At 70.1% G+C, this 18,208-nt stretch carries 16 protein-coding genes and 1 tRNA gene; 8 read left to right on the top strand and 9 right to left on the bottom strand.

Going from position 1 to position 18,208, the window contains the following annotated elements:
- The first annotated feature begins 89 nt into the window (after window positions 1–89).
- Window positions 90–1,229: a hypothetical protein gene (locus tag GT358_RS12960; protein WP_166583058.1), complete on the top strand. Its 1,140-nt coding sequence runs from the start codon at window positions 90–92 to the stop codon at window positions 1,227–1,229.
- Between the two features lie 158 nt (window positions 1,230–1,387).
- Here the strand turns inward: GT358_RS12960 and GT358_RS12955 are convergent, their stop codons facing one another.
- From GT358_RS12955 to GT358_RS12940, 4 genes are all read right to left on the bottom strand, one after another.
- Window positions 1,388–2,317 (bottom strand): IS1595 family transposase, encoded by a 930-nt coding sequence (locus tag GT358_RS12955; protein ID WP_166583057.1) that lies wholly within the window; start codon window positions 2,315–2,317, stop codon window positions 1,388–1,390.
- Between the two features lie 149 nt (window positions 2,318–2,466).
- Window positions 2,467–2,898 (bottom strand): (deoxy)nucleoside triphosphate pyrophosphohydrolase, encoded by a 432-nt coding sequence (locus GT358_RS12950; protein ID WP_166583056.1) that lies wholly within the window; start codon window positions 2,896–2,898, stop codon window positions 2,467–2,469.
- Window positions 2,867–4,102 carry a bifunctional glutamate N-acetyltransferase/amino-acid acetyltransferase ArgJ gene (argJ, locus tag GT358_RS12945; RefSeq protein WP_166583055.1) on the bottom strand — a complete coding sequence of 412 codons (1,236 nt, stop codon included), beginning with the start codon at window positions 4,100–4,102 and terminating at the stop codon, window positions 2,867–2,869. Before argJ ends, GT358_RS12950 begins: the two co-directional genes overlap by 32 nt.
- A gap of 4 nt (window positions 4,103–4,106) precedes the next feature.
- Window positions 4,107–5,009 (bottom strand): peptidylprolyl isomerase, encoded by a 903-nt coding sequence (locus tag GT358_RS12940; protein ID WP_166583054.1) that lies wholly within the window; start codon window positions 5,007–5,009, stop codon window positions 4,107–4,109.
- 201 nt (window positions 5,010–5,210) lie between these two features.
- Here GT358_RS12940 and secA point away from each other — a divergent pair, with 201 nt between their 5' ends.
- Window positions 5,211–7,949: a preprotein translocase subunit SecA gene (gene secA, locus GT358_RS12935; RefSeq protein ID WP_166583053.1), complete on the top strand. Its 2,739-nt coding sequence runs from the start codon at window positions 5,211–5,213 to the stop codon at window positions 7,947–7,949.
- A 110-nt stretch (window positions 7,950–8,059) separates the two neighbouring features.
- Window positions 8,060–9,037, top strand: coding sequence for a hypothetical protein (locus tag GT358_RS12930; protein ID WP_166583052.1), 978 nt, complete (start codon window positions 8,060–8,062; stop codon window positions 9,035–9,037).
- 8 nt (window positions 9,038–9,045) lie between these two features.
- On the opposite strand, the gene radC is transcribed toward GT358_RS12930, so the two are convergent.
- From radC to dnaK, 3 genes are all read right to left on the bottom strand, one after another.
- A complete protein-coding gene (gene radC / locus GT358_RS12925) occupies window positions 9,046–9,798 on the bottom strand; it encodes a DNA repair protein RadC (protein WP_166583051.1) in 753 nt (250 codons plus the stop codon).
- 96 nt (window positions 9,799–9,894) lie between these two features.
- The gene (gene dnaJ, locus GT358_RS12920; protein ID WP_166583050.1) at window positions 9,895–11,046 is read right to left on the bottom strand and encodes a molecular chaperone DnaJ; all 1,152 of its coding nucleotides are present in this window, start codon (window positions 11,044–11,046) and stop codon (window positions 9,895–9,897) included.
- Between the two features lie 82 nt (window positions 11,047–11,128).
- Complete coding sequence (gene dnaK / locus GT358_RS12915) at window positions 11,129–13,042, bottom strand: molecular chaperone DnaK (RefSeq protein WP_166583049.1); 1,914 nt, start codon at window positions 13,040–13,042, stop codon at window positions 11,129–11,131.
- Window positions 13,043–13,220: 178 nt separating this feature from the next.
- Here dnaK and GT358_RS12910 point away from each other — a divergent pair, with 178 nt between their 5' ends.
- The 5 genes from GT358_RS12910 (at window position 13,221) to GT358_RS12890 (ending at window position 17,234) form a co-directional block, all read left to right on the top strand.
- Window positions 13,221–13,856, top strand: a complete 636-nt coding sequence (locus tag GT358_RS12910; RefSeq protein WP_166583048.1) for an alpha-ketoglutarate-dependent dioxygenase AlkB — start codon at window positions 13,221–13,223, stop codon at window positions 13,854–13,856.
- Window positions 13,853–14,269 (top strand): DUF1810 domain-containing protein, encoded by a 417-nt coding sequence (locus GT358_RS12905; RefSeq protein ID WP_166583047.1) that lies wholly within the window; start codon window positions 13,853–13,855, stop codon window positions 14,267–14,269. Before GT358_RS12910 ends, GT358_RS12905 begins: the two co-directional genes overlap by 4 nt.
- Window positions 14,266–15,126 carry an SDR family oxidoreductase gene (locus GT358_RS12900; protein ID WP_166583046.1) on the top strand — a complete coding sequence of 287 codons (861 nt, stop codon included), beginning with the start codon at window positions 14,266–14,268 and terminating at the stop codon, window positions 15,124–15,126. The genes GT358_RS12905 and GT358_RS12900 overlap by 4 nt, the downstream gene beginning before the upstream one ends.
- 163 nt (window positions 15,127–15,289) lie before the next feature.
- The gene (locus tag GT358_RS12895; RefSeq protein WP_166583045.1) at window positions 15,290–16,312 is read left to right on the top strand and encodes a TerC family protein; all 1,023 of its coding nucleotides are present in this window, start codon (window positions 15,290–15,292) and stop codon (window positions 16,310–16,312) included.
- Between the two features lie 82 nt (window positions 16,313–16,394).
- Entirely contained in the window at window positions 16,395–17,234 is an 840-nt protein-coding gene (locus GT358_RS12890; RefSeq protein ID WP_166583044.1) for an ion transporter, read from the top strand.
- On the opposite strand, the gene GT358_RS12885 is transcribed toward GT358_RS12890, so the two are convergent.
- A tRNA-Trp gene (locus tag GT358_RS12885) sits at window positions 17,235–17,310 on the bottom strand.
- Between the two features lie 61 nt (window positions 17,311–17,371).
- On the bottom strand, window positions 17,372–18,067 hold the full coding sequence (locus tag GT358_RS12880) for a tellurite resistance TerB family protein (protein WP_166583043.1): 696 nt from the start codon (window positions 18,065–18,067) through the stop codon (window positions 17,372–17,374).
- Window positions 18,068–18,208 lie beyond the last annotated feature (141 nt).

Genomic DNA, 18,208 nt, shown 5'->3' with positions numbered 1-18,208 from the left:
CGGTCCTGTGTCATGGGCCGCAGCATGGAGCCTGAAGGTTAACGAAAGGCAATATTATACTTGCGAAACCCGGCAGGGAGGGTGCTAGCATGATGCACCTTCTCGATTCGCTGTGGACTGATGAGATGGCCTTTGTAGCGCCTCTCTACTCAAAGCGTCAGATCGAACGCGCAGGCAGGGTCCTTGGTGAAAGGATACCTGCCGACGGACTCACGCCCGAGGTCATTGAAGCGTTCAACATTGCTCACAACCATCGGGAGTCGTGCGCGCTCCCCATGGTCAGCGTCAGGCACGAGCTGCGCCACAAGGTGCAACGCGACGGCGGGTCTGGGATTGCGGTAGGCCGGCTCAAGCGCATGTCGTCAATTCGGCGTAAACTGTTCGCCAAGAACCGGACATTATATCAGATCCAAGATATTGCCGGCGTAAGAGCAATCCTGCCAGCGATGGCTGACGTTCACAGAGTTGCCGGCTACTTCCATGACGGTGAAACTCGCCACGGTATTGTGAGGACCGACGATTATATTCAGAGGCCCAAACGGGACGGCTACAGGTCGCTGCATATCGTCCTCAAGTTCAATGGCGAGCGGCGACTTGAGAAATGGAGTAAGAGCTTCGTAGAGGTGCAGTTGCGCACCAATCTACAACATGCCTGGGCCACCGCCGTTGAGGCTGTCGGCTTGATGCGAGGCGAAAATCTAAAGGCGGGTTTGGGCGATCCTGACTGGCTGAGGTTCTTTGCTCTTATGTCAGGGGAGATCGCCCACCGCGAAGGAGAGCCAATCAGCGCCACCTTGGATCAGAATAGATCAACAAGGCTGGTAGAACTACGAGACTTGGAAGCGCGTCTGCATGCCATCGATCATCTGGACGGGTATGCTGGGGCTATAAAATACATCAATGAAGAAGCGATGGCGGGCCGTGGTTACTTCCTTATATCCTTCGACAGGGAAACCAAGACCGTTATTGTTAGGCCCTATTCGATATTTAGCGAAGGCGCTCAAGCTTATAACTCTGGCGAAGGACTGGGCGCAAAGCAGAATGTTGTTCTAGTGGAGGCCGATAGGGCGCGAGATTTGACAGAAGCCTATCCGAACTATTTTCTGGATGTTCGGAAGTTTCTCTCAGAATGCAGGATGGCGATTTCGGAGAATCCGAACAACCCGCCGGACACTGGCGACTATTCTTGGCTCCATAACTGGCGACGACGAGCAAGGTCAGGGCGATGATGGATCGGTCTTGTGTTTGCCGATCTGGCCTATTGCCTGCTCAAACCTTTCTTCAGCCTCGGTGGGGCTTAGTTCGCCAGCGTCGATCAGCTCCTGAACGGCCTTTCGGAACCGCTCCGACTGCTCCTGCTGACTTTCCTGCTTTTGCTTCCTTGGCATCACGCACGAGCCGTTTGGTAGGTAAGGCGCTTCCCGCGCACCCCGAGCAGGGCGATGTCGGCCCGCTCGCTGTCCCCAATGCCGAGCGCCTTCCGGTTGCTGTAGCGGAAATCGAACTCGGCCAGATAGCGGTGAAGGTGCTGCTTCCCGCAATGCTGGTAGATGCCACGCATCCCGCGCTTGAAGATGGAGAAGAACCCCTCAACGGTGTTGGTGTGAGCCTCGCCGCGCACGTATTCGTCGTGGCTGTGGAACACCTTCTGGTGATCCGCGAACTCGCGGCCAATGGGCCAATACCAACGCCCTTCGTCGGTCATGAGGCGGGCTTCCTTGGCGACGTTCTCCCGCACGATGGGCAGGATGGTTGCGGTATCGACGTGATCCACGACGAACGAACGCGCTTGCCCGCTCGCGCGGTCCACGAGACTGAGAACCTTCATCTTGTGGTGAAAGCCGCGCGACTTGGCGGCCTTGACGCCTTTCTCTCCGGGCTCACGTCCGATGAAGGTTTCATCTGCTTCAACGGCACCGCCTTCCGAGCCGAAGGCGAACATGGCGCCATCCCGCATGGCCTCGCGGATGCGGTGCGACATGAACCAAGCGGTCTTGAGGGTAACGCCGAGGATGCGGTGAAGCTGGTTGGAGCTGATCCCCTTCTTCGATCCGCAGATCAGGTAGAAGGCTTGAAGCCACAGGTGCATCGGGACGTGACTGGACTCGAACACAGTCCCGACCTTGACGGTAAACTGCTTGCGGCAGGCGTAGCACTTGTGGGCTCCGATCCGGGTGGCCTTGCCGCCCATCCGGCCTACGCGCTTGGCCTCGCCGCAGTGGGGGCAGACTGCGCCGTTCGGCCAGAGCCGCGCTTCAACGAAGGCGTACGCCGCTTCTTCGTTGTGGAAGTAGGGGGCGGACAGATGCGAAGCCATGGCGAGTTCTCCTTGCAACTCAACATACTAGGGCAAGTTGGGTTTCGCAAGTATAATATCGCCTAACGAAACCTTGGGGCACCGCGCGCACCGGAGCTCGGTCGCGCAACACCCCCCGGACCCGTGCGATCCTGCGGCCCCCCGGCGAATCAGAGCCAGTCGCGCAGGATGGGGATGAGGGGGCGGTCGGCGGGGGGCATGGGCCAGGACGCCATCTCGCGCGGGCGCACCCAGGCGATCTGCTGCCCCTCGCGCGGGCGGGGATGGCCCTGCCAGCGGCGGCAGGCGAAGAGCGGCATGAGCAGGTGGAACCCCTCGTAGCCGTGGGAGGCGAAGGCGAGGGGGGCGAGGCAGCTTTCCTGCGTCTCGAGGCCGAGTTCCTCGCGCAGCTCGCGGATGAGGGCGGATTCGGGAGTCTCGCCCGGCTCGATCTTGCCGCCGGGGAATTCCCACAGGCCCGCCATGCTGCGCCCCGGCGGCCGCTGCGCCAGCAGCACGCGGCCGTCCGCGTCGATCAGCGCGGCGGCCGAGACGAGGACGAGCGGCCGGTCAGGAGCGGTAATCGGCGTTGATGCTGACATAGCCGTGGGTCAGGTCGCAGGTCCAGACCGTGGCCTCTCCGTCGCCGAGGCCGAGATCGACTCCGATGCGGATCTCGGACCCCGCCATGTGGGCGGAGGTCGCCTCCTCGGAATAGGCGGGGTCGCGCGCGCCGTCGCGGGCCACGACCAGCTCGCCGAAGCGGATGAGGAGGCGGTCGCGGTCGGCGCGCGCGCCGGACTTGCCCACGGCCATGACGATCCGGCCCCAGTTCGCATCCCCGCCCGCGCAGGCGGTCTTGACCAAGGGCGAGTTGGCGATGGAGAGCGCGACGCGGCGGGCGTCCTCGTCGGAGGCCGCGCCGGTCACGGCGACCTCCACGAGCTTGGTCGCCCCCTCGCCGTCGCGGACGATCTGGAGGGCGAGGTCGCGCATCACCCCCTCGAGCGCGGCGGCAAAGGCCGGGTCGTCGCCGGCCGCGACGCCCGAGGCGCCGGTCGCGGCCACGAGCAGCGTGTCGGAGGTGGAGGTGTCGCCGTCCACGGTGATGCGGTTGAAGGTGCGTTCGCAGGCCGCGCGGGTCAGATCGGCCAGCCGGTCGGGGGGGATGGCCGCGTCGGTGAAGACGAAGGCGAGCATGGTCGCCATGTCGGGGGCGATCATGCCCGAGCCCTTGGCGATCCCGGCGATCGCGACCCGCCCGCCCGCGCTCTCCACGGTCGTGCCCGCCCCCTTGGGAAAGGTGTCGGTGGTCATGATGGCGCGCGCGGCCGCCTCCCAGGCGGGACCCTCGGCCGGGGCGAGGGCGGCGGCGAGGGACGGCAGCAGGGCGGCGATCCGCTCCCAGGGGAGGGGCTCTCCGATGACGCCGGTCGAGGCCGCGAGGACGCGGTCGGGGGAGAGGTCCAGCGCCTCGGCCGCCGCATGGGCGAGGCGGGCGACGGCCTCCTCGCCGGCGCGGCCGGTGAAGGCGTTGCTGTTGCCCGAATTGACGAGGATCGCGGCCGGTCCCGCGGCGCGGGCGGCGAGCTTGCGCTCGCAGTCGAGCACGGGCGCCGAGCGGGTGGCCGAGCGGGTGAGGCAGCCCGCGAGCGCGGCCTCGCCCGAGATCCGGGCGAGGAGCACGTCGGTGCGCCCTCGGTAGCGCACCCCGGCCGCGCCCGCCGCGAGCGACAGGCCGGCGATGGGGGGCAGGTCCGGGAAGCGCGCGGGCGCGAGCGGCGAGACCGGGGGTGCGGCCTTCATGGCGTCAGTCGTCGAGCAGCGACAAATCGCCGATCACGGCCGCGTCGATCCCCGACAGGTCGGTCTGCTCGACCGAGCCGGCGGCGGTCAGCTCGGCCAGCCGGGCCTCGATGGCCTCCTGGCGCAGCCGGGCCTCGATCTCGCCGCGGACCTCCTCGAGCGGAGGCACGGGGCGCTCGCGCGTCTCCTCGAGGCGGACGATGTGCCAGCCGAACTGGGACTGGGTGGGGGCAGACAGTTCGCCGGGGGCGAGGGCGGCGACGGCACCCTCGAATTCGGGGACCATGGTGTTGGGTCCGAACCAGCCCAGATTGCCGCCCTGCCGGCCCGAGCCCGTGTCGGTGGACAGCTCCGCCGCCAGGTCGGCGAAATCCTCTCCGGCCTCGAGCCGGTCGAGGACGGCCTGCGCCTCCTCCTCGGTTTCCACGAGGATGTGCGAGGCGTTCCATTCGGTGACGGGCTCGGCCGAGGCATAGGTCTCCTCGTAGGCGGCCGCGATCGCCTCCTCCGTCACCGCGGCGTCGCCGAGGGCCTGCACGGCCTCGCCGGCGAGCAGCGAGCGGCGTTCGACGGCCAGCGCGATGGCGGCGCGCGGGGGCAGGTCCGGGACGGTCTGGGCCAGAAGCTCCTGCTGGACGAGCTGGTCGAGGATGCCGGGCAGCAGGATGTCCGGGGGCAGGGCGCGGAACTGGGGCGGCAGCTGGGCCGCGGCGACGATGGCCTCGCCCAGGGTGATCTCCGTGCCGTTGACGGTGGCGAGCACCGTGTCGCGGGTCGGGGCCGCGGCGGCGCCTTCCGGTGCGGCCGTCTCGGGAGCGGCGCTCTCGGGCGCGGTCTCCTGCGCGGCGAGGGGGAGGGCGGCGAGCAGCGCGGCGAGCGAGACCGCCGACAGATGGGGAAGGCGCATGAAACGAACCCTTGAAGGGCGGACCGGACGGCCCGCGTTGACAGGCGCGGCCGCCCCCCTTATCTCCGCGGACGGCCGGGGGACGGCCTTCGGTCCTCCCTTTAGGCCGGGCGCGCGTGGCCCACAAGGAATCCCTTCGGACATCGATGCGGAGGGCGCCGGGGCCGGCGCAGGGCGGCGGACACGGAAAGGACGCACCGCATGGGTCTGGCAGCGCTGGCGCGCAGCATCTTCGGCACACCCAACGACCGGCGGATCAAGGCCGCGCGGCCCATCGTGGAGGCGGTCAACGCCCAGGAGGCGCGCGTGGCCGCCCTCTCGGACGAGGGGCTGCGCGAGGAGACCGCAAAGCTGCGCGAGCGGGCGCGGGGCGGCGAGGACCTCGACCGGCTGCTGCCCGAATGCTTCGCGCTGGTGCGCGAGGCGGGCCGCCGGGCGCTCGGCCTGCGTGCCTTCGACGTGCAGATCCTGGGCGGCTACTTCCTGCACAAGGGCAACATCGCCGAGATGAAGACCGGCGAGGGCAAGACGCTGGTCGCCACCTTTCCCGCCACGCTGAACGCGCTCTCGGGCAAGGGCGTGCACATCGTCACCGTCAACGACTATCTCGCGCGGCGCGATGCGGAATGGATGGGCAAGGTCTATGCCATGCTGGGCCTGACCACCGGCGTGGTGGTGCCCCAGCAGCCCGAGGCCGAGAAGCGCGCGGCCTATCAGGCCGACATCACCTATGCCACCAACAACGAACTGGGCTTCGACTACCTGCGCGACAACATGAAGTCCGACCTCGCGCAGATGGTCCAGCGCGGCCACCATTACGCGATCGTGGACGAGGTGGATTCCATCCTCATCGACGAGGCGCGCACGCCGCTCATCATCTCGGGCCCCTCCCAGGACCGCTCGGCGCTCTATCAGGCGGTGGACGGGCTGATCCCCCGCCTGGACCCGTCGCATTACGAGGTGGACGAGAAGACGCGCAACGTCACCTTCACCGACGAGGGCAACGACGCGCTTGAGACGGCGCTGCGCGAGGCGGGGCTCCTGCCCGAGGGGCAGTCGCTCTACGATCCCGAATCCTCCACGCTCGTGCACCACGTCAACCAGGCGCTGCGGGCGCACACGCTGTTCCACAGAGACAAGGAATACATCGTCCGCGACGGGCAGGTGGTGCTGATCGACGAGTTCACGGGCCGCATGATGGTGGGCCGGCGCCTGTCGGACGGGCTTCACCAGGCCATCGAGGCCAAGGAGGGCGTGGCCATCCAGCCCGAGAACGTCACGCTCGCCTCCATCACCTTCCAGAACTACTTCCGCCTCTACGCCAAGCTCGCCGGCATGACCGGCACGGCGCTGACCGAGGCCGACGAGTTCCGCGAGATCTACAACCTGGGCGTGGTCGAGATCCCCACCAACCGCCCCGTCCAGCGCGTGGACGAGCACGACCAGGTGTTCCGCACGGCGCGCGAGAAGTACGAGGCCATCGTGCGGGCCATCAAGGAGGCGCATGGGCGCGGCCAGCCGATCCTGGTGGGGACCACCTCGATCGAGAAGTCCGAGATGCTCTCGGCGCTGCTGCGCAAGGAAGGCATTCCCCACAACGTCCTCAATGCCCGCGAGCACGCGCGCGAGGCGCAGATCGTGGCCGAGGCGGGCCAGCCCGGCGCGGTGACCATCGCCACCAACATGGCCGGGCGCGGCACCGACATCCAGCTGGGCGGCAATGTCGAGATGAAGGTGCTCGAGGCGCTGGCCGCCGACCCGGAGGCCAACCCCGACGAGGTGCGCGCGCGCATCGAGGCCGAGCACGCGGCCGACAAGGAGCGCGTCAAGGCGGCGGGCGGCCTCTACGTGCTGGCCACCGAGCGGCACGAATCGCGGCGCATCGACAACCAGCTGCGCGGCCGGTCGGGCCGGCAGGGCGACCCGGGGCGGTCGTCCTTCTTCCTCAGCCTCGAGGACGACCTGATGCGGATCTTCGGCTCGGAGCGGCTGGACAAGGTGCTGTCCACGCTGGGCATGAAGGAGGGCGAGGCGATCGTCCACCCCTGGGTCAACAAGAGCCTGGAGCGCGCGCAGGCCAAGGTCGAGGGGCGCAACTTCGACATCCGCAAGCAGCTGCTGAAGTTCGACGACGTCATGAACGACCAGCGCAAGGTGATCTTCGCCCAGCGCCGGGAGATCATGGAGGCGGCCGATGTGGGCGAGATCACCGCCGACATGCGCCGCCAGGTGGTCGCCGACCTGGTGGATACCTGGATGCCGCCGCGCTCCTATCCCGACCAGTGGGAGACCGAGGCGCTGGCGGCCGCGGTGCGCGAGAAGCTGGGGCTCGACCTGCCCATCGCGGAATGGGCCGCCGAGGAGGGCGTGGACCAGGAGGGCGTGCGCGAGCGCATCGAGGCGGCCGCCGACGCCTTCATGGCCGAGAAGGAACAGGCCTTCGGCCCCGAGACCATGCGTTCGATCGAGAAGCAGGTCCTGTTGCAGACGATCGACGCCAAGTGGCGCGAGCACCTGCTGCGGCTCGAGCATCTGCGCTCGGTGGTGGGGTTCCGCGGCTATGCGCAGCGCGACCCGCTCAACGAGTACAAGGGCGAGGCGTTCGGCCTGTTCGAGCGGCTGCTCGAGAGCCTGCGCGAGGAGGTGACGGCCAAGCTCGCGCAGGTGCGGCCCATGACGGCCGAGGAAAGCCAGGCGATGCTGCAGGCCCTGCTGGCCCAGCGCCGGGCCGAGGCCGCGCCGCGCCCGCCCGGCGGGCAGCAGGCCCCGTCCCGCGCGCCGATGGGCGCCCTGATGGCCGCGGGCGCGGCGGAGGGTGCGGGCACGCCGCGCGAAGGGTTCCGCGAGGACGATCCGACCACCTGGGGCCAGCCGGGGCGCAACGATCCCTGTCCCTGCGGATCGGGACGCAAGTTCAAGCACTGCCACGGCGCCTTCTGACAGGCCTGCCGCATCCGCGCCCGCGCCCGGCCGCGCGAGCGGCGAACGGGCGCCCCGCGGCTGCCGCGAATCGCGGGCATGCTGGTCCGGCCGAAGCCCTGGAGGTCCCCATGCGCCGCGCTCCGACCCTGCTCGACCATGCCCTCGCCGCGCTGGGGGCCTTTGCTGTGACGCTCGCCGGGGGCTGGTGGTTCGGGGCCGCGGGGCCAGCCTCGGGTGCGCAGGCGGTGCGGGCCGAGGCGGCACCGGCCCGGCTTCTGGTCGTCGCGGCGCCCTCCGGGCCGGACCGGGCGGGGGCCCCGGCCCTGGGCAACCTGCCGCTGCCGCGCCTGCCCGCGGAGACGCCCGTTCGCGTTCCGGCGGCCGATCCGGCGGCGATCCGCCCCGTCGCCCTCGAGGCTCCGCCGCTGCCCGCCCTTCCCGCGGCGTCCGCCTGCGACCTGCGCCTGACCGCCGAGCCCGCGCCGGCGGCGATGCTGCATCTGCGGCTGGAGGCGCCCTGCGCGGCGGGCGGCCCGGTGACGGTGCACCATGCGGGGCTGGCGCTGACGGTGGCGACGGATGACGCGGGGCGGGCCGATCTGCGCCTGCCCGCGCTTGCCGATCCGGCCGTGATCGTGGCGGAGGCGAACGGGGAGAGCGCGGTCCTGCGCCATGCGGTGCCCGACCTGGCCCGCTGGCAGCGGGCGGTGCTCGGCTGGCGCGGCGAGGGTCTGGCGGCGCTGCATGTCCGCGAGGCGGGCGCCGCCTATGGCGAGCCCGGCCATCGCCATGCCGACGCGCCCGGTTCGGAGGAGGCCGCGCTGGCGGGCGAGGGGGGATGGGTTCTGCGCCTGGGCTCGGGCGAGGGGCCCGAGGCGCGTCGGGCCGAGGTCTGGACCGCGCCGCGCGACCTCTCCGCGCAGGTCACCGTGGAGGCGCAGGTGACCGAGCGGAGCTGCGGGCGCGTCCTGGAGGCGCAGGCCTTCGTGGTCGGCCCGCAGGGGTCCGGCGCGGCGGACCTGTCGCTCTCCGTGCCGGGCTGCGACGCCCTGGGCGAGTGGGTCGCCATCGGGGCCGAGGCGGCGCTGCGGCTGGCCGCGCGCTGAGGCGGCCCTCAGAGGAGCCCTTCGGCCCGGAAGCTGACCTCTCCCCCCCGGCCGATCACGAGATGGTCGTAGAGCGCCAGCCCCAGAGCCTCGGCCGCGGCCTCCACCTGGCGGGTGAGCGCAATGTCCGCCTCGGACGGGGTGGGGTCGCCCGACGGGTGGTTGTGCACGAGGATCAGCGCGGAGGCGCCGAGTTCCAGGGCCCGGCGGACGACCTCGCGCGGGTAGAGGGGAACATGGTCCACGGTCCCCTCGCCCTGGCCCTCGTCGGCGATGAGCTGGTTCTTGCGGTCGAGATAGAGCACGCGGACCTGCTCGCGGTCGCGGCAGGCCATGCGGGTCCGGCAATAGTCGAGAAGCTGCGACCAGGACGAGACGACGGGCCGGCCCATGACGCGCGCACGCGCGGCGCGGTGGACCACGGCCTCCGTCACCTTGAGTTCGAGCGCGACGGCCGGGCCCGCCCCCTCCACCGCCTCGATCCGGGAGGGGGCGGCGGCCAGCACGCCGGGCAGGTCGCCGAACGCCTCCAGCAGCCGGCGCGCGAGGGGCTTGACGTCCTGCCGGGGGATGATGCGGAACAGCAGGAGTTCCAGAAGCTCGTAATCGGGCATCGCATCGGCCCCGCCGCCGAGAAACCGCTCGCGCAGACGGGCGCGGTGATCGGCGACATAGGACGGCAGGCGGCCGGGCCGCAGGGGCGCGCCCTCCGCCTCGTCGGACGGAAAGAGGGCCGGCGAATCGGACAGGCCGTGGGGCATGGCCGATCCTGGCACGGCCGCGGTTAACAAAGGGTTAACGCGCGCGGGGCAGGCGGCTGCCTGCCGGGGTCCCGTGCACGGCCCGGTCCCGCCGCCTCAGCCCTTCATCGAGTCCCAGAAGCCCTTGACGGCCGAGAAGAACCCGGCGCTCTGGGGGTTGTTCTCCTCCGACAGGCGCTCGAACTCGCGCAGAAGCTCCTTCTGGCGGGGGCTCAGGTTCACCGGGGTCTCGACGGCGAGCTCGATGAACATGTCGCCCGTGTCCTGCCCGCGCAGCCGCGGCATGCCCTTGCCGCGCAGGCGCATCTGCCGGCCGGATTGCGAGCCTTCGGGGATGCGGACGCGGGCGCGGCCGCCGTCGATCGTCGGCACCTCGATGTCGCCGCCGAGCGCGGCCGTGGTCATGCTGACGGGCACCCGGCAATGGAGGTCGGCGCCGTCGCGCACGAAGATCGGATGCTCGCGCACCTCGATGAAGATGTAGAGATCGCCCGGCGGGCCGCCGCGCAGCCCGGCCTCGCCCTCGCCGGCCAGACGGATGCGCGTGCCCGTCTCCACCCCGGCGGGAATGGTGACGGAGAGCTGGCGTTCCTTTTCCACCCGCCCCGCCCCGTGGCAGGTCCGGCAGGGATTCTTGATCGTCTGACCGAGCCCGTTGCAGGTGGGGCAGGTGCGCTCGACGGTGAAGAAGCCCTGCTGGGCGCGCACCTTGCCCAGGCCCGCGCAGGTGGGGCAGGTCAGGGGCTCGGCCCCGCCCTCGGAGCCGGTGCCGCGGCAGGTCGTGCAGGTGACGGCGGCCGGGACGGTGATCGTCTTCTGCAGGCCGGCAAAGGCCTCCTCGAGGGTGATGCGCAGGTTGTAGCGCAGGTCGTTGCCGCGTTGGGCCGCCTGGCGGGCGCGGGCGCCGCGCGCGCCCATGATGTCGCCGAACAGGTCGTCGAACACGTCCGAGAAGGCCGAGGCGAAGTCGCCGTTGGCGCGGAAGCCGCCGGCGCCCGGGCGGGGACCGCCGCCCATGCCCCCCTCGAAGGCGGCATGGCCGAAGCGGTCATAGGCGGCCTTCTTGGTCTCGTCCTTGAGGACGTCGTAGGCCTCCGAGACCTCCTTGAAGCGCTTCTCGGCCTCGGGGTCGTCCTTGTTGCGGTCGGGGTGCAGCTCCTTGGCCTTGCGCCGGTAGGCCTTCTTGACCTCCTCGGCGGAGGCGCCGCGGGGCACGCCCAGGATCTCGTAATAGTCCCGTTTCGCCATCGTCGCGTCCTTTCAGGCCCGGGGGCCGAACGAAACGGCCGGCCCCGGAGGGCCGGCCGGGCGCGGTCCGGGGGCCGTGCCCTCAGCGGCCCCTCCTGTCCTCGCCCAGATCCTCGAAATCGGCATCCACGATCCCGTCCTCGTCGGCCGGGCGGCCCGAGGCGGACGTCGCCCCGTCGGCCTCAGCGCCCTGGGCCTTGTAGATCGCCTCGCCCAGGCGCATCGCGGCCTCGGTCACGTTCTGGATGCCCGAGCGGATCTTGGCCACGTTGTCGCCCTCGATCTCGTCCTTGAGGGCGGCGATGGCCAGTTCGATCGCTTCGACGGTGGAGGGGTCCACCTTGGAGCCGTGCTCCTGGATCTGCTTCTCCGTGGTGTGGATCAGCGATTCGGCCTGGTTCCTGGCTTCCACGAGCTCGCGGCGCTTGCGGTCGGCCTCGGCATTGGCCTCGGCGTCCTTGATCATGCGCTCGATCTCGGCATCCGACAGGCCGCCCGAGGCCTGGATGGTGATCTTCTGCTCCTTGCCGGTGCCCTTGTCGCGCGCGGAAACCGACACGATGCCGTTGGCGTCGATGTCGAAGGTCACCTCGATCTGGGGCATGCCGCGCGGCGCGGGCGGGATGTTCTCGAGGTTGAACTGGCCGAGCAGCTTGTTGTCCGCGGCCATCTCGCGCTCGCCCTGGAAGACGCGGATCGTCACCGCGTTCTGGTTGTCCTCGGCGGTGGAGAAGATCTGGCTCTTCTTGGTGGGAATGGTCGTGTTGCGGTCGATGAGCCGCGTGAACACGCCCCCCAGCGTCTCGATCCCCAGCGAGAGCGGCGTGACGTCGAGCAGCACCACGTCCTTGACGTCGCCCTGCAGCACACCGGCCTGGATCGCGGCGCCCATCGCCACGACCTCGTCGGGGTTGACGCCCCGGTGCGGCTCCTTGCCGAAGAACTTCGTCACCTCCTCGATGACCTTGGGCATCCGCGTCATGCCGCCCACCAGCACCACCTCGTCGATGTCGGCGGTGGTCACGCCCGCATCCTTGAGCGCGGCCTTGCACGGGTCGATCGTCTTCTTGATGAGATCGGCCACCAGCGATTCCAGCTTGGCGCGGGTGAGCTTCATCACCATGTGCAGCGGCTGGCCGTTCTGGCCCATGGAGATGAAGGGCTGGTTGATCTCGGTCTGCTGGGTGCTCGACAGCTCGATCTTGGCCTTCTCGGCCGCCTCCTTGAGCCGCTGCAGCGCCATGCGGTCCTTGGAGAGGTCCACCCCGTGCTCCTTGCGGAACTCGTCCACGAGGTAGTTGACGATGCGCATGTCGAAATCCTCGCCCCCGAGGAACGTGTCCCCGTTGGTGGACTTCACCTCGAACAGGCCGTCGTCGATCTCGAGGATGGTGACGTCGAAGGTCCCGCCGCCGAGGTCATAGACGGCGATGGTCTTGCTGTCCTTCTTGTCGAGCCCGTAGGCCAGCGCGGCGGCGGTGGGCTCGTTGATGATGCGCAGCACCTCAAGGCCGGCGATCTTGCCCGCGTCCTTGGTCGCCTGGCGCTGGGCGTCATTGAAATAGGCGGGCACGGTGATGACGGCCTGCCTGACCTCCTCGCCGAGGAAGGCCTCGGCCGTTTCCTTCATCTTCTGCAGGATGAAGGCCGAGATCTGGGAGGGCGAATACTTCTGGCCGCGCACCTCCACCCAGGCGTCGCCGTTGCCGCCGTCCACGATCTTGTAGGGGACGAGCTTCTTGTCCTTCTGCACTTCGGGGTCGTCCACCCGGCGGCCGATCAGGCGCTTGACGGCAAAGATGGTGTTTTCGGAATTCGTCACCGCCTGGCGCTTGGCCGGCTGGCCGACGAGACGTTCGCCCCCTTCGGTGAAGGCGACGATGGAGGGGGTCGTGCGGGCGCCCTCGGCGTTCTCGATCACGCGGGGCTTGGACCCTTCCATGATGGCGACGCAGGAATTCGTGGTGCCGAGGTCGATCCCGATGACTTTGGCCATGATCACATCCCTTTCAGGCGATACTGATACGGGGGCCCTCCGCCGAGGCACCCCTGGTTGGCAGGATTCCGCACGGGTCCGCAAGCGGTTCCGTCCGGGACGGAGGCTATATAGGGAGGGGCTTGTGGGGCTGCAACGGTCGGCCCCGCCCTGCAGCAGCAGAGCAGGAGACGAGACCATGCCACCACCCCGTCCGGGCGGACCCGAGGGCGAGACGATCGAACTGGGCGGCGTCGTCGTCCGGCCGGGCTGGCTCGACCGGGCGGCGCAGGAGCGGGTCCTCCACGACATCCTGGCGGTGCTGGACGAAGCGCCACCCGTTCACCCGGTCACCCCCTGGGGCAAGCCCATGAGCGTGGGCATGAGCGCGGCCGGGGAATGGGGCTGGGTCTCCGACCGGCGGGGCTATCGCTACGAGCGGCGCCATCCGGTGACGGGGCGGCCCTGGCCGGCGATCCCGCCCTCGGTCCTGGCGGTGTGGGAGGCGCTGTGCCCGGGGGCGCGGGCGCCGGAATGCTGCCTCGTCAACCTCTATCGCGGCCGGGCGCGGATGGGGATGCACCGCGACGCCGACGAGGCCGATCCCGGCCAGCCCGTCCTGTCGATCTCGCTTGGCGACGAGGCGCTGTTCCGGGTGGGCGGCCTCGTGCGGGGCGGGCCCACGCGCTCGGTCTGGCTGCGGTCGGGCGACGTGGCGGTGATGGCAGGGGCAGGGCGGCTCGCCTTTCACGGGATCGACCGGGTGCGGGAGGGCTCGAGCGACCTCGTGCCGGGGGGCGGGCGGATCAACCTGACGCTGCGGGTGGTGACATGAGCCTCGGGCGCTTCGTGGGCCCGCTGGAGGCCACCCATGCGCAGGCGCTGGCCGAGCTGCGCGCGGGGGCCAAGCGGGGGCACTGGATGTGGTGGGTCTTTCCGCAGCTGCGGGGGCTCGGCCGGTCGGAGACGGCGCGCCTTTACGGGATCGCGGACCGGGCGGAGGCGGAGGCGTTCCTGCGCGACCCGCGACTGGGCCCGCGCCTGGTCGAGGCCGCGCGCGCGATGCTGGAGAACCGGGGCCGGCGGGCGGAGGACGTGCTGGGCGCGGTGGACGCGCTCAAGCTGCGCTCCTCGGCCACGCTGTTCGCAAGCCTGCCCGGCGCGCCGCCCGAATTCGCGGCCCTGCTCGAGGCGTTCTTCGACGGCGAGCCCTGCGCGCGGACGCAGGGAATGCTGGAGGAGCCATGAGGCCGGTCCTGCTGTCGGTGGGCCACGGCTATTCGGCGCGCGCGCTGGGGGCGCTGCTGCTGGCCGAGGGCTGGGGCGTGATCGGCACGGCGCGCAGCCCCGAACGGCTGGCGGAGATCCGCGCGACCGGGGCGGAGGCCGTGCCTTGGCCGGGAAGCGATCTGGGCGCGCTGCTGGGGCGGGCCACGCATCTTCTGGTCTCGGTCGCGCCCGATGCGGAGGGCTGCCCGGTCCTGCGGGCGGAGGGGGCGGCGGTGGCGGAGGCGGCGGGGCGCCTCGCCTGGGCTGGGTATCTCTCCACCACGGGGGTCTATGGCGACCGGGGCGGGGAATGGGTAGACGAGGAGAGCCCCCTTCGGCCCGCGACCGAGCGCGGCCGATGGCGCGTCGCGGCCGAGGCGGCCTGGGGCGCGGTGCCGGGCCTGCCGCTGCACGTCTTTCGCCTGGCGGGGATCTACGGGCCGGGGCGGGGGCCGTTCGAGAAGGTCCGCCGCGGCACGGCGCAGCGCATCGCCAAGCCGGGGCAGGTCTTCTCGCGCATCCACCGCGACGACATCGCCGCGGCTTTGCGCCTGTCGATCGCGCGGCCCCGGCCGGGCGCGGTCTACAACCTCTGCGACGACGAGCCCGCGCCACCGGGAGACGTGATCGGGGAAGCCGCGCGCCTTCTGGGCCTGCCGCCCCCACCGGAAGTCGCCTGGGAGGAGGCCGCGCTGTCGCCCATGGGGCGCAGCTTCTATGCCGAGAGCAAGCGCGTGAGCAACGCCCGCGCCAAGGCGGAGCTGGGCTGGCAGCCGCGCTATCCCACCTATCGCGAGGGGCTGCGGGCCATCCTGGCCGCGGAAGGGGGGTCTTGAACCGCGGGCAGCTCTGCTCCACATGGGGCCGGCGGGCCGGGCCCCTCTGACGACGCTGCCCTCGGGGCGTCGCCATGTCGGACCGTGACACGGATCTCATTCGCGGTCCTGCGGCCCCCGGACGGGTCGGATCGGGCCGCCTGCGAGGGGAAGGGCCCGCGGCATGGAATTCCTGTTCGCTCTCTGGATGGGCAAGCCCGTCTGGATGTGGCTGCTGTTCATCGGCATCGTGCTGGCGCTGCTCGCCTTCGACCTGGGCGTGCTGCACCGCAAGGACCACGAGATCGGCGTGGGCGAGAGCCTGCGGCTGTCGGCCATGTACATCGTCCTGGGCGTGGCCTTCTCGGGCTTCGTGCTGTGGCGGATCGGGGCCGAGGAGGCCAAGCTCTACCTCACGGCCTTTGTGGTCGAGAAGACGCTGGCGATGGACAACGTCTTCGTCATCGCGCTGATCTTCAGCTATTTCGCGATTCCTCGCCTGTACCAGCACCGGGTCCTGTTCTGGGGCATCCTGGGCGTGATCGTGCTGCGCGGCACGATGATCGGGCTGGGGGCCACGATCGTCGCGCAATATCACTGGGTGCTCTACCTGTTCGCGGTATTCCTGGTCTTTACAGGGATCAAGATGCTCTTCTCGGGCGACGAGGAGATGGACGTCTCGCAGAACCCGGTGCTGCGGTTCCTGAAGGGGCGGATGCGGGTCACGGACGAGATCGAGGGCAACCGCTTCTTCGTCCGCCGCCCCGACCCGGCGACGGGGCGGCTCGTGCGCTATGCCACGCCGCTGTTCCTGGCACTGGTGCTGATCGAGATCGCGGACCTGATCTTTGCGGTCGATTCGATTCCAGCCGTGTTCGCGATCACCACCGACCCGTTCATCGTCTATACCTCGAACATCTTCGCGATTTTGGGGCTGCGGGCGCTGTTCTTTGCGCTCTCGGCGATCATGCACCGCTTCCACTACCTGAAATACGCGCTCTCGCTGCTGCTGGTCTTCATCGGCTCCAAGGTTTTCGTCGCCGACCTGATGGGCTGGGAGAAGTTCCCCGCCGCCTGGTCGCTGGGCATCACCTTCGCCATCCTGGGCACGGGCGTGGCCTGGTCGCTGTGGAAGACGCGCGGCGGGGTGGCCGAAGCCTTGGAGCCGGCGGCCGTGCCCCCGGCCCCGCGTCCGGCCGCCGAGTGAGGCCCCAGTCCGGCCGCGGCGCGGTTGCGCGAACGGCCGGGGCACAGCATAGGGACCGGCAGGACAGCAGGGGAGAGGGGGCATGAGCGGGGCCGCCGGGCCGGAGCGCGAGGGGGGAACGGGTCTGCGCGAGCGGGCCGCCTGGTGGATCGAGAGCCCGCCCGTCCGGCGGGCGATCATGGCGGTGATCCTGTTCAACGCCGTGCTTCTGGGCCTCGAGACCAGCCCACGCATCATGGCGGTGGCCGGCCGGCTCATCCTTGCGCTCGATGCGCTGTGCCTGTCGATCTTCGTGGCGGAGATCGCGATCAAGCTCTGGGCCTTCGGGCTGCGCTTCTTCCGCTCCGGCTGGAACCTGTTCGATCTCGCCGTGGTGGGGGTGAGCCTCGCGCCGGTGGGGCAGGGGTTGACGGTGCTGCGCGCGCTGCGGGTGCTGCGGGTGCTGCGGCTGATCTCGATGGCGCCGGCGCTGCGCCGCGTGGTGGACGGGTTCGTGAGGGCCCTGCCGGGGATGGGGTCGGTGTTCCTGCTGATCGCGCTGATCTTCTATGTGGGCGCGGTAATGGCGACCAAGCTGTTCGGGGCGACGCATCCCGAATGGTTCGGCTCGATCGGCGCGTCGGCCTATACGCTGTTTCAGGTGATGACGCTGGAATCGTGGTCCATGGGGATCGTGCGGCCCGTCATGGAGGTGCATCCCTTCGCCTGGGCCTTCTTTGTGCCCTTCATCCTGGTGACGACCTTTGCCGTGCTGAACCTGCTCGTGGGGCTGGTGGTCAACGCGATGCAGGATGCCGCGCAGGAGGAAAGCAAGGCCGCCGAGGATGCCTGGCGCGAGGAGATGGTGGCGCGGCTGCGCGCGATCGAGCGGCATCTGGGGGGCGAGGCGCCCCGGCGCGCCGCGCGCGGCGGGCCGGAGTGATGGCAGGGGCAGCAGGATTCGAACCCGCGACCTACGGTTTTGGAGACCGTCGCTCTACCGGCTGAGCTATACCCCTGTGCCGCCCCGTCCCTAGCCCGAGGCGGGACGGGGTTCAAGAGGGTCGGGACCCCCGGCGGTCAGGCCGCGTGGAGCCCGCCCTCGATGCGCCGCGCTTCCTCGTCCGACAGGCCCAGCGCACGGGCGAGGCGGTCGAGGTAGTTCTGCTCGTCGGGGTGGTCGCGCCCGCAGAGCAGCGCGGAGGCGGCATAGACCTCGCGGCCCTCGGCCTCGTCGCGGACCATGGCGGCGATCGCCTCGGGATCGGCGGGACGCGCCATGGCCTCTCCCATCAGGGCCTTGACGGCCTCTGGCGCGTCCTCGAGCTCGGCCTCGATGGCGGAATGCTCCTCGTCGTCAATATGGCCGTCGGCCTTGGCGGCGGCGACGAGCGCAAAGAGCAGGGTGCGCGCCCGCGCCTCGCCCTCGTCCTCGGAGAGATCGGCCAGTGCGCGGACCTGCGCGCCCTTGTTCTGCCAGGCGTCGAAGGCGATCTTGCCCAGCGCGCTGAGGCCGCCCACGAGGAGCGCGTTGCGCGAGAAGGTGTTGCGCCGGCGCCCGCCGAGCAGCATGGCCGCCACGCCGAGCGCCGCGCCGCCGGCCAGACCCGCCTGGCGCATCCGCTCGCGCGCGGCGGGGTCGTCGGCGATGCCGAGGCGCTGGGCGGCGGCCTCCTCGCCCTTCTGCGCCAGCGTGCGCCCTTCCTGCAGGAGGCGGTCGAGGCCGCCTTCGCCCAGCAGGCGGTCGAGATAGGATCGGATGGTCGCTTCGGGCATGGGCCCTCTCCCTTGGTTTCAGGCCCGAGGAAGATAGGGCGGCGATGCGCCGGCCCAAGGGGGAACGGCAAAAGGGCGCCCGGAGGCGCCCTTCGCGACGGCGGCCCGGAAGGGCTTTACGCCAGGATCTTGGAGACGACG

The organism is Rubellimicrobium sp. CFH 75288 (assembly GCF_009904055.1).
Classification (GTDB): domain Bacteria; phylum Pseudomonadota; class Alphaproteobacteria; order Rhodobacterales; family Rhodobacteraceae; genus Rubellimicrobium.
This window is presented reverse-complemented; position numbering and strand designations above follow the sequence as displayed.

Coding starts and splice junctions, on each gene's coding strand:
- GT358_RS12960 (WP_166583058.1), top strand. CDS start 90: ATGATGCACCTTCTCGATTCGCTGTGGACTGATGAGATGGCCTTTGTA.
- GT358_RS12955 (WP_166583057.1), bottom strand. CDS start 2,317: ATGGCTTCGCATCTGTCCGCCCCCTACTTCCACAACGAAGAAGCGGCG.
- GT358_RS12950 (WP_166583056.1), bottom strand. CDS start 2,898: ATGTCAGCATCAACGCCGATTACCGCTCCTGACCGGCCGCTCGTCCTC.
- argJ (WP_166583055.1), bottom strand. CDS start 4,102: ATGAAGGCCGCACCCCCGGTCTCGCCGCTCGCGCCCGCGCGCTTCCCG.
- GT358_RS12940 (WP_166583054.1), bottom strand. CDS start 5,009: ATGCGCCTTCCCCATCTGTCGGCGGTCTCGCTCGCCGCGCTGCTCGCC.
- secA (WP_166583053.1), top strand. CDS start 5,211: ATGGGTCTGGCAGCGCTGGCGCGCAGCATCTTCGGCACACCCAACGAC.
- GT358_RS12930 (WP_166583052.1), top strand. CDS start 8,060: ATGCGCCGCGCTCCGACCCTGCTCGACCATGCCCTCGCCGCGCTGGGG.
- radC (WP_166583051.1), bottom strand. CDS start 9,798: ATGCCCCACGGCCTGTCCGATTCGCCGGCCCTCTTTCCGTCCGACGAG.
- dnaJ (WP_166583050.1), bottom strand. CDS start 11,046: ATGGCGAAACGGGACTATTACGAGATCCTGGGCGTGCCCCGCGGCGCC.
- dnaK (WP_166583049.1), bottom strand. CDS start 13,042: ATGGCCAAAGTCATCGGGATCGACCTCGGCACCACGAATTCCTGCGTC.
- GT358_RS12910 (WP_166583048.1), top strand. CDS start 13,221: ATGCCACCACCCCGTCCGGGCGGACCCGAGGGCGAGACGATCGAACTG.
- GT358_RS12905 (WP_166583047.1), top strand. CDS start 13,853: ATGAGCCTCGGGCGCTTCGTGGGCCCGCTGGAGGCCACCCATGCGCAG.
- GT358_RS12900 (WP_166583046.1), top strand. CDS start 14,266: ATGAGGCCGGTCCTGCTGTCGGTGGGCCACGGCTATTCGGCGCGCGCG.
- GT358_RS12895 (WP_166583045.1), top strand. CDS start 15,290: ATGGAATTCCTGTTCGCTCTCTGGATGGGCAAGCCCGTCTGGATGTGG.
- GT358_RS12890 (WP_166583044.1), top strand. CDS start 16,395: ATGAGCGGGGCCGCCGGGCCGGAGCGCGAGGGGGGAACGGGTCTGCGC.
- GT358_RS12880 (WP_166583043.1), bottom strand. CDS start 18,067: ATGCCCGAAGCGACCATCCGATCCTATCTCGACCGCCTGCTGGGCGAA.